The organism is Streptomyces griseoruber (assembly GCF_001514205.1).
Taxonomy (GTDB): Bacteria; Actinomycetota; Actinomycetes; order Streptomycetales; family Streptomycetaceae; genus Streptomyces; species Streptomyces griseoruber.
In genome coordinates this window covers 3,898-14,412 of the sequence record NZ_KQ948805.1, presented here as the reverse complement: position 1 = coordinate 14,412, position 10,515 = coordinate 3,898, and the positions used below count along the sequence as shown (strand labels likewise).

Genomic DNA, 10,515 nt, shown 5'->3' with positions numbered 1-10,515 from the left:
GCGGCGCGCGGGCGTGTCCTCCTTCGGAATCAGCGGCACCAACGCCCACGTCATCCTCGAAGAAGCCGCGCCGGACGGGACCGACGAGGACAGGGCGCGCCACGAGGGCCACGAGACCGCCGACCGTGACGTCATCCTCCCCCTCTCCGCCGCCGAACCGCAGGCCCTGTGTGCCCAGGCCGAGCGCCTGGCGAACTTCCTCTCGTCGGACACGGGGCTGTCGCACCATGACGTCGCCCTTTCGCTGGCGACGACGCGTTCCGCGCTGGAGCACCGAGCCGTGGTGGTGGCCGCCGACCGGCAGCAGGTCCTGGCCGGCCTACGGGCGGGGACCGGCGGGCAGTCCGTCGGGCAGGTGATCAGCGGCACGGCCGTCCCCGGTGGTGGCCGTACGGCCTTCCTGTTCGCTGGCCAGGGCGCGCAACGGCTGGGCATGGGAAGGGAGTTGTACGAGACCTACCCCGTCTTCGCCGAGGCCTTCAACGCCGTGGACGCCGAGCTGCCGTTCGGGCTGCGGGAGATCGTGTTCGGTGACGACGCGGACGTACTGAACCGGACGGAGTACGCGCAGCCCGCCCTGTTCGCGCTGGAAGTCGCGCTGTTCCGGCTGCTGGAGTCGTGGGGTGTGCGGCCGGACGTGCTACTCGGTCATTCGATCGGTGAGCTGGCCGCCGCGCATGTGGCGGGGGTGTGGTCGCTGGCCGACGCGTGCCGTCTGGTGGTGGCGCGTGGGCGGCTGATGCAGGCGCTTCCGGCCGGTGGGGCGATGGTGTCGCTCCAGGCGTCGGAGGACGAGGTCCTGCCCCTGCTCGGCGACGAGGTGGGCATCGCGGCGGTCAACGGACCGGAGGCGACCGTGGTCGCGGGCGCCGAGGCGGCCGTCGAGGAGATCGCCGCGCACTTCCGGAACCTTGACCGCAAGGCCACCCGGCTGCGGGTCAGCCACGCGTTCCACTCGCCGTTGATGGAACCCATGCTCGCCGAGTTCCGTGCGGTCGCGGAAGGCCTGGCGTACGGACGTCCGCAGCTGACCGTCGTGTCGGCACTCACCGGCGACCTCGCCGACGCCGACGACTTGATGACGCCCGACTACTGGGTGCGGCACGTCCGCCACGCCGTGCGGTTCGCCGACGCAGTGGGCCGGGTGAGCGCCGAAGGAGCCTCCTGCTGGGTCGAGTTGGGCCCGGACGGCACGCTCACCGCCCTGGCGCGGGAAGCGGTGCACACCGACTCCGCCGAGCACATGCTCTTCGTGCCCGCGCTGCGCAAGGACCGCGGCGAACGCGCCGCACTGCTGACCGCCCTGGCCGAGCTGTACGTCCGCGGCACCGAACCGCGCTGGCCCGCCGTGTTCGAGGGCGACGGCGCCCGCCGGGCCGACCTGCCGACGTACGCCTTCCAGCGGCAGCGCTTCTGGCCGGCCGCCCCGACCGCCACGGCCGGTGACGCGACCGGTCTCGGACTGACCTTCGCCGGGCACCCGCTGCTCGGCGCCGAGGTCGCGCTGGCGGAAGGTGGCGGAGCCCTGCTCACCGGCAGGCTCTCCCTCACGACCCACCCCTGGCTGCGGGACCACGCGGTGGCGGGCACGGTCGTCTTCCCGGGCACGGGCTTCCTGGAGCTGGCCCTTCAGGCCGGTCTCCGCGTGGGCTGCGCACGTCTGACGGACCTGACGCTCGAATCGCCGCTCGTTCTCACCGAGCACGGCGCCGTACGGATCCAGGTCGCCGTCGGCGGCCCGGACGCGTCGGGACGGCGGACCGTGTCCGTCCACTCCCGGGCCGACTCCGCCGAGGCCGAGGCCGCGGCCGGGGAATGGGTGCGTCACGCCGGCGGCGTCCTCGATGCCGACCACACCGACGAGACCGACGGCGCCGGCGGCGTGGGCACCTTCGAGAACTGGCCCCCCGCGGACGCGACCCCCGTCCCGCTGCACGGTTTCTACGACCGTCTCGCCGACGAGGGGTACGCCTACGGACCCGTGTTCCAGGGCCTGAGTGCCGTCTGGCGGCAGGGCGAGGACGTCTACGCCGAGGTACGGCTGCCCGTCGGCCAGCAGGACGAGGCAGGGCGCCACGGCCTGCACCCGGCCCTGCTGGACGCCGCGCTGCACGCCTGGCTCGCCGCGCGACGGGCGACGGCGGACGTCTCCGGCGAGGCACCCGCCGCGGGCGGAGTGCGGCTGCCGTTCGCGTGGAGCGGCGCCTCGCTGACCGCGGTCGGCGCGTCCGCCCTGCGGGTGCGGCTGGCGCGGGTGGACGAGGACACGATCACGCTCGCCGTCGCGGACACCGAGGGCCGGAGCGTGGCCCGCGTCGAGGCCCTCACCCTCCGTGAGTTGAGTGCGGAGGCACTGGCCCCCGCCGCCGGCCCGTCGGCCCGGCAGGACACACTTTTCCGGGTGGACTGGAGCGCGCTTGCCGCGCCGTCCGGTCCCCTCCCCGACCAGGACGGACGGTGGGCCGTCGTCGGACCGGAGATCGCCGGACTCCCGGACGCGCCGGCCGGTCACTACGCCGACGTCACGGCCCTGGCCGAAGCGGTCGCCGCGGGAACACCGCTGCCGGGCGCGGTGCTCGTCGCCTGCGACCCGTCCACGAGCGGGACACCGGCGCTGCCGACTTCGACTGTGGATGTCTCCAGGGCGGTGCTGCACCGCGTCCTCTCCCTCGTGCAGAGCTGGCTGGCGGACGACCGCCTCGGCGCCGCCCGACTGGTGCTGGTGACCCGGGGCGCGGTGCCCGCCGACGGCGACCGGGCGCTCACCGACCCGGTGGCCGCCTCCGTCTGGGGTCTCGTCCGCTCCGCGCAGTCGGAGCACCCCGGACGCCTCGTCCTGCTCGACCTCGCCCCCGAAGCACCCGTCGACGCCCACCACGGCGGCGACGCGGGCTCGGCCGACCCCGCCCCCGCACTCGCCTCCGGCGAACCGCAACTCGCCCTGCGCGACGGTGTCGCCCTCGCGCCCCGGCTGGCCCCGGCCGGTACCGGCGGCGCGCTGCTTCCGCCGCCCGGTGAGTCCGCGTGGCGGCTGGACGTCACCACGCCCGGCACCCTCGACAGCCTGGCCCTCGTCGGCTGCCCCGAGGTCACCGGACCGCTCGCCCCCGGCGAGGTACGGGTGGCGATGCGGGCCACCGGCGTCAACTTCCGTGACGTCCTGGTCTGCCTGGGGATGCTCGACCGCGAGGTGCCCGGGCGCGAGGGCGCGGGCGTGGTCCTGGAGACCGGCCCGGGTGTCACCCGGCTCGCCCCCGGCGACCGGGTGCTCGGCCTCTTCTCCGGGGCGTACGGCCCGGTCGCGGTGACCGACCACCGTCTGCTCACCCGGCAGCCGGACGACTGGTCCTTCACCGAGGCCGCCGCGGCGCCCATCGTCTTCCTCAGCGCCTACCACGGCCTGGCGGACCTGGCGGATCTGCGTCCCGGCGAGGCCGTCCTCGTCCACGCGGGCACCGGCGGCGTCGGCATGGCCGCCGTCCAGCTCGCCCGCCACCTGGGCGCCGAGGTCTTCGCCACGGCCGCCCCCGCCAAGTGGGAGACGCTGCGGGCCATGGGCCTGGACGACGACCACATCGCGTCCTCGCGCGACGCGGACTTCGAGGAGAAGTTCCTGCGGGTGACCGCCGGCCGAGGCATGGACGTCGTCCTCAACTCCCTGGCCCGGGAACTGATCGACGCGTCGTTCCGGCTGCTGCCGCGCGGCGGTCGCTTCATCGAGATGGGCAAGACCGACCTGCGCGACGCGCGGACCGTCGCCGCCGAGCACCCCGGCGTGGTCTACCGGGCGTTCGACCTCAGGGACGTCGACCCCGACCACACCGCCGACATGCTCACAGCCGTGCTCGCGCTGTTCGAACAGCGGGCACTGCGTCCGCTCCCGGTCACCACCTGGGACGTACGGCGGGCCCCGGAGGCGTTCCGGTACCTCAGCCAGGCACGGCACACCGGCAAGATCGTCCTCACCGTCCCGGAGCTGCCCGTCGACCTCGCCCGCACCGGGGAGGACGCGCGCGACGGACGTACCGCGGAGCACACCCGCCCCCACGGCACCGTCCTGATCACCGGCGGCACCGGCACGCTCGGCGGACTGTTCGCCCGGCACCTGGTGACCCGCCACGGCGTCCGCCATCTGCTGCTCACCAGCCGCAGCGGCCCCGACGCCCCCGGCGCCGCCGGACTCGCCGCGGAACTGACCGGGCTGGGCGCCACCGTCACCGTCACCGCCTGCGACATCGCCGACCGCGATGCCCTGGCCGGACTGCTCGCCGAGATCCCCGCCGAGCGTCCGCTGACCGCCGTCGTCCACGCGGCCGGCATCCTCGACGACGGCATCCTGGACGCCCTGACGCCCGAACGCGTCGACCGCGTCCTGCGCCCGAAGGCACAGGCCGCGTGGAACCTCCACGAACTGACCCGCGACCTGCCCCTGTCGGCGTTCGTCCTCTTCTCCTCCGTGGCCGCCACCTTCGGCAGCCAGGGACAGGCCAACTACGCCGCCGCCAACGCGTTCCTCGACGCCCTGGCCCAGCATCGCAGGGCCCAGGGACTGCCCGCGCTCGCCCTGGCATGGGGCCTGTGGGACACCGACGACGGCATGGCGGGCACCCTCGGCGCCGCCGACCTCCGGCGCATCGGCCGGATGGGCCTCGCCCCGCTCCCGGCGGACGAGGGCCTGGCCCTGTTCGACACGGCCCTCGGCTCCGACCAGGCGCTGCTGCTGCCCACTCGCCTCGACCTGGCCGGGCTGGAACGCCGCGGCGCCGAACCCCCAGCCCTGCTCAAGGCATTCGCGCGGACCCCGGTCCGGCGGGCCGCGGCCGACACCACCGGCACCCCGGCCGGCAGCCAGGGCGACGGAAACGGTGTGCGGGTGTCGTTCACCGAGCAGCTGCGGCCGCTCCCCGCCGAGGAACGGGAACGGGCCGCCCTCGACCTGGTCCGCGTCCACACCGCGGCGGTCCTCGGGCACTCGGACCCCGAAGCGGTCGACGCCGACCGGCCGTTCAAGTCGCTGGGCTTCGACTCGCTCACCGCGGTCGAGATGCGCAACCGGCTCGGCACGGCCACCGGACTCACCCTGCGGGCCACGCTGGTCTTCAGCTACCCGACCCCCGCGGTCCTCGCCCGCCATCTGCTGGAACAGTGCGCACCACCCGTCGAACGGCCGGCCGACGTCCTCCTCGCCGAACTCGACAAACTCGAGTCCGTCATGGCCGACACGCATCACGCGGCCGACGGCGCGGACGACGCCGCGCTCAACGACAAGGTGACCGCCCGACTGCGGGAACTGCTGACCCGGTGGACGGGCGAAACGGGTGGCACGGACGCCACCACGACGGCCGCCACCGGACTCGAATCCGCGACGGACGACGAGATGTTCGACCTCATCAACAAAGAGCTGGGCATTTCCTGACCCCGACCGACCCCGGACCGCTCAGGACCCGACGTCTCCGGATCCCCTCGGGGCTCCTCCTAGGAAGTGGCATCGAATGGCGAGCAACGAAGAGAAGCTGCGGGACTACCTCAAACTGGTCACGGCCGACCTTCGTCAGACACGCAAGCGTCTGCAGGACCTCGAGGAAAAGCAGCAGGAACCCGTCGCGATCGTCGCGATGGGCTGCCGCTTCCCCGACGGGGCCGACACCCCCGAGGCTCTGTGGCGGCTCCTGGCCTCCGGCACCGACGCCGTCACCCCGTTCCCGGCCGACCGAGGCTGGGACCTCGACGCGCTGTACGACCCGGACCCCGACCGGCCCGGCACCTCCTACGTCCGCGAAGGCGGCTTCCTGCACGAGGCGCCGCTGTTCGACGCGGAGTTCTTCGAGATCTCCCCCCGCGAGGCCCAGGCCATGGACCCGCAGCAACGGCTGCTCCTGGAGACCTCCTGGGAGACCGTGGAACGCGCGGGCATCCTCCCGGCCTCCCTGCGCGGCACGGCCACCGGCGTGTTCGTCGGCGCCATCGCCCAGGACTACCTGCCGCGCTCCCACGACTCCCAGGCCGACCTCGGCGGCCATCTGCTCACCGGCAGCACCATCAGCGTCGCCTCCGGCCGCATCGCCTACTCCTTCGGCCTGGAGGGGCCCGCCGTCACGGTCGACACGGCCTGCTCCTCGTCGCTGGTGGCCCTCCACCTCGCCGTACGGTCGCTGCGCTCGGGTGAGTGCGACCTGGCGCTCGGTGGCGGCGTGACCGTCATGTCCGGTCCCGAGATGTTCGTCGACTTCGGACGGCAGCGCGCCCTCGCCGCCGACGGCCGCTGCAAGGCGTTCTCCGCCGCCGCCAACGGCTTCGGACCCGCCGAGGGCGTCGGCATGCTGCTCCTGGAACGCCTCTCCGACGCCCGCCGCAACGGCCACCCCGTCCTCGCCGTGATCCGCGGCAGCGCCGTCAACCAGGACGGCGCGTCCAACGGACTGACCGCCCCCAACGGCCCGGCCCAGGAACGGGTCATCCGCGCCGCCCTCGCCGACGCCGGCCTGTCCGCCGACACCATCGACGCCATCGAGGCCCACGGGACCGGCACCCCCCTCGGCGACCCCATCGAGGCGGAAGCACTGCTGGCCACGTACGGCGCCGCACGCCCCGAGGACCGCCCGCTGTGGCTCGGCTCGGTGAAGTCCAACATCGGACACACCCAGGCAGCCGCCGGCGTCGCCGGGGTCATCAAGCTCGTGCTGGCCATGCGCCACGGCCTGCTTCCCCGCACCCTGCACGCCGACGAGCCGTCCCAGCACATCGACTGGACCGCCGCCGACCTGCGCCTGCTCACCCTGGAACAGGCCTGGCCCCGCCACGACGACCGGCCCCGCCGCGCGGCCGTCTCCTCCTTCGGCATCAGCGGCACCAACGCCCATGTGATCGTCGAGGAGGCGCCCGCGCCGGAGCCGCTCGACTCCGCGGGCCGGGCGGAACAGGCACACCCGGACGCCGATTCCGCCGCAGGCCCGAAGCAGCCGACCGGTGACCACCCGCTGCCCTGGGTCATCTCCGCCCGAAGCCGCGCCGCACTGCACGCACAGGCCGCACGCCTGCTCGCCCACCTCGACGACCGCCCCCACCCGGACCCGGCCGGCATCGGCCGCGCCCTCGTCACGACCCGCTCCACCTTCGAACACCGCGCCGTGCTCTCCGGCCGCACCCTCGACGACCTCCGCACCGGCCTCACCGCCCTCGCCGCCGGCGAGCCCCATCCCCACACCGTCACGGGAACCGTCCGGCCCGGCGGACGACTGGCCATCCTGTTCACCGGCCAGGGATCGCAACGGAACGGCATGGGAAGGGAGTTGTACGACTCATATCCCGTCTTCGCCGAGGCATTCGACGCCGTGGACGCCGAACTGCCCTTCGGTCTGCGGGAGGTGGTGTTCGGTGCGGATGCCGAGCGGCTGAACCGGACGGAGTTCGCGCAGCCGGCGCTGTTCGCGCTGGAAGTGGCGTTGTTCCGGTTGCTGGAGTCGTGGGGTGTGCGCCCCGATGTGCTGGCGGGTCATTCGATCGGTGAGATCGCGGCGGCGTATGTGGCCGGGGTGTGGTCGCTGGCGGACGCGTGCCGTCTGGTGGTGGCGCGGGGCCGGCTGATGCAGGCCCTGCCCACGGGCGGTGCGATGGTCGCGCTCCAGGCCACCGAGGAGGAGGTGCTGCCCCTGCTCGGCGAAGCGGTGGGTATCGCGGCGGTCAACGGCCCGCAGGCGGTGGTGGTCTCGGGTGCGGCGGAGGCGGTCGAGGCGATCGCGGACGGTTTCCGTGCCCGGGGCCGGAAGGTGACGGCGTTGCGGGTGAGCCATGCGTTCCACTCGCCGCTGATGGAGCCGATGCTCGACGACTTCCGGGCCGTGGCGGAGACGCTCACCTACAGTGCCCCGCGCATCGCCGTGGTCTCCAACGTCACCGGCCGCTTGGCCGAACCCGACGAACTCACCTCCCCCGACTACTGGGTGCGGCATGTCCGCCAACCGGTCCGCTTCGCCGACGGCGTACGTGCCCTGGCGGAACGCAAGGTCGGCCGACTGCTGGAACTGGGTCCCGACGGCCAGTTGACCTCCCTGGCCCAGAGCTGCCTCGACGGGGGATCCGAGGTCTTCGCCACCGCCCTGCGCAAGGACCGCCCGGAGCCCGAGAGCCTGCTCGCGGCCCTCGCCCAACTCCACGTCAGCGGACTTCCGGTCCGCTGGGACACGGCGTTCCCCCACGACGACGACCCGACCGGCCCCGACCAGGAGCACGTCACCCTGCCGACGTACGCGTTCCAGCGGCGCCGCTTCTGGTCCCGGGACACGGGTTCCACGCTCGGCGATCTGGGTGCGGTGGGGTTGGGTGCGGCCGGGCATCCGTTGCTGGGTGCGGCGGTGGAGTTGGCCGGTGGCGATGGTCTGCTGTTGACGGGGCGTTTGTCGTGTGGGGTGCAGGAGTGGTTGCGGGATCATGTGGTGGCGGGTGTGGTGGTGTTTCCGGGGACGGGTTTCCTGGAGTTGGCGTTGTGGGCGGGTGAGCGGGCGGGTTGTGGCCGGGTGGAGGATCTGACGCTGGCGGCGCCGTTGGTGGTGCCGGAGCGGGGTGGGGTCCGGGTTCAGGTGCGGGTGGGTGGGCCGGACGAGGGTGGCCGGCGCGTGCTGGAGATCCATTCCCGCGGCGAGGATGCGCTCGACTCCGATGCGTGGACGCTGCATGCGACGGGGGTGCTGTCGGGGGCGGCTTCGGGTGTGCTGGCTGCGGACCGTTTCGATTTCGGGGTGTGGCCGCCGCGGGGGGCGGTGGTGGAGTCGGTGGAGGGTGTGTACGAGCGTTTCGCCGGGCTGGGGTTGTCGTACGGTGCGGTGTTCCGGGGGTTGCGTGGTGTGTGGCGGCGGGGTGACGAGGTTTTCGCCGAGGTGGCGTTGCCTGACGGCGCTGAGGAGGGTGCGGAGCGGTTCGGGGTGCATCCGGCGTTGGCGGATGCGGCGTTGCATGCGGTGATGTTCACGTCGGTGTTCGGGGACGGGCGGGTGCGGTTGCCGTTCTCGTGGTCGGGTGTGTCGCTGTGGGCGTCGGGTGCGCGGGTGTTGCGGGTGCGGATGGTGGTGCTGGGGTCGGGCGCGGTGGCGCTGGAGCTGGCGGATGCTTCTGGTGGTCCGGTGGCGTCGGTGGAGTCGCTCGTGTTGCGGGAGGCGTCCGGGGATCTCGGTGCGGCGGCCACCCGCCACGTCGACAACCTCTTCCAGACCGACTGGGTGAAGGTCCCCGCGAGCCCGGCTCCCGTCCCGGTGGCTGCTCGTACCGCTCTGCCGGAGCCCGACGAGTCCGTTCCCACCGATGTGCTCCTCCGGGTCGAGCGCCCGGCCGCCGACACCGCCGAGGCCGCCCACGCGCTGACCACGCGGGTCCTCGGCCTCCTCACGGCGTGGTTGGCGGAGGCGCGGTTCGAGGGTGTGCGTCTGGTGGTCGTCACCGAGGGTGCGGTCGCGTGGGACGGCGGGGTTGCGGATCCGGCGTTGGCGGCGGTGTGGGGTCTGGTGCGGGGGGCTCGGGCGGAGAATCCGGGGCGGTTCGTGCTGGTCGATGTGGATGGCACGGATGAGTCGTGGGCTGTGGTGGGTGGTGCGCTGGCCTCGGATGAGGCCGAGTTCGCGGTGCGTGCGGGGGGTGTCTTCGTTCCGCGTCTGGTCCGCGCGGCGTCCGGTGCGGCTCTGACCGTTCCCGCAGGACAGTCGGAGTGGCGGCTGGAGATTGTGGAGAAGGGGACGCTGGAGGGGCTGGCGCTGCGCGGGCTGCCTTCCCATGAGTTGACGGAACACCAGGTCCGTATCGCCGTACGTGCTGCGGGTGTCAACTTCCGCGACGTCCTGAACACGCTCGGCATGTACCCCGGTGACGCGAAGGACTTCGGTCTGGAGGGCGCGGGTGTGGTGACCGAGGTCGGCCCCGGAGTCACGGGGCTGGCGGTGGGTGATCGGGTGTTCGGGATGTTCTCGGGTGCGTTCGGTCCGGTGGCGGTGGCGGATGCGCGGACGGTGGCGCGGATACCGGAGGGCTGGTCGTTCGCGCAGGCGGCGTCGGTGCCGGTGGTGTTCCTGACGGCGTATTACGCGCTGGTGGATCTGGGGGTGGTGCGGGCTGGTGAGTCGGTGCTGGTGCACGCGGCTGCTGGTGGTGTGGGTATGGCGGCGGTGCAGTTGGCGCGGTATCTGGGTGCTGAGGTGTTCGGTACGGCGAGTGCGGGCAAGTGGGGCGCGCTGCGGGCTCTGGGTCTGGACGAGGGGCGTATCGCTTCCTCGCGGGACACCGGCTTTGAGGCGGCGTTCCTGGCGGCGACCGGTGGCCGTGGTGTGGATGTGGTGCTGGATTCGCTGGCGGGTGAGTTCGTGGATGCGTCGTTGCGTCTGCTGCCGCGTGGTGGTCGGTTCCTGGAGATGGGCAAGACGGATGTCCGGGACGCCGACGCGGTGGCTGCCGGGCATGCCGGGGTGGTGTATCGGGCGTTCGATCTGATGGATGTGGCGCCGGAGCGGATCGGCGTGATGCTGGCTGATCTGA

At 73.1% G+C, this 10,515-nt stretch carries 1 protein-coding gene and 1 pseudogene; both read left to right on the top strand.

The features are described from left to right. Positions 1–13: 13 nt before the first annotated feature. Positions 14–5,416, top strand: a complete 5,403-nt coding sequence (locus tag AQJ64_RS44515) for an SDR family NAD(P)-dependent oxidoreductase (RefSeq protein ID WP_059203560.1) — start codon at positions 14–16, stop codon at positions 5,414–5,416. Positions 5,417–5,537: 121 nt separating this feature from the next. Continuing rightward, positions 5,538–10,515 (top strand): annotated as a pseudogene (locus AQJ64_RS44510) (beta-ketoacyl synthase N-terminal-like domain-containing protein); the annotation flags it as partial.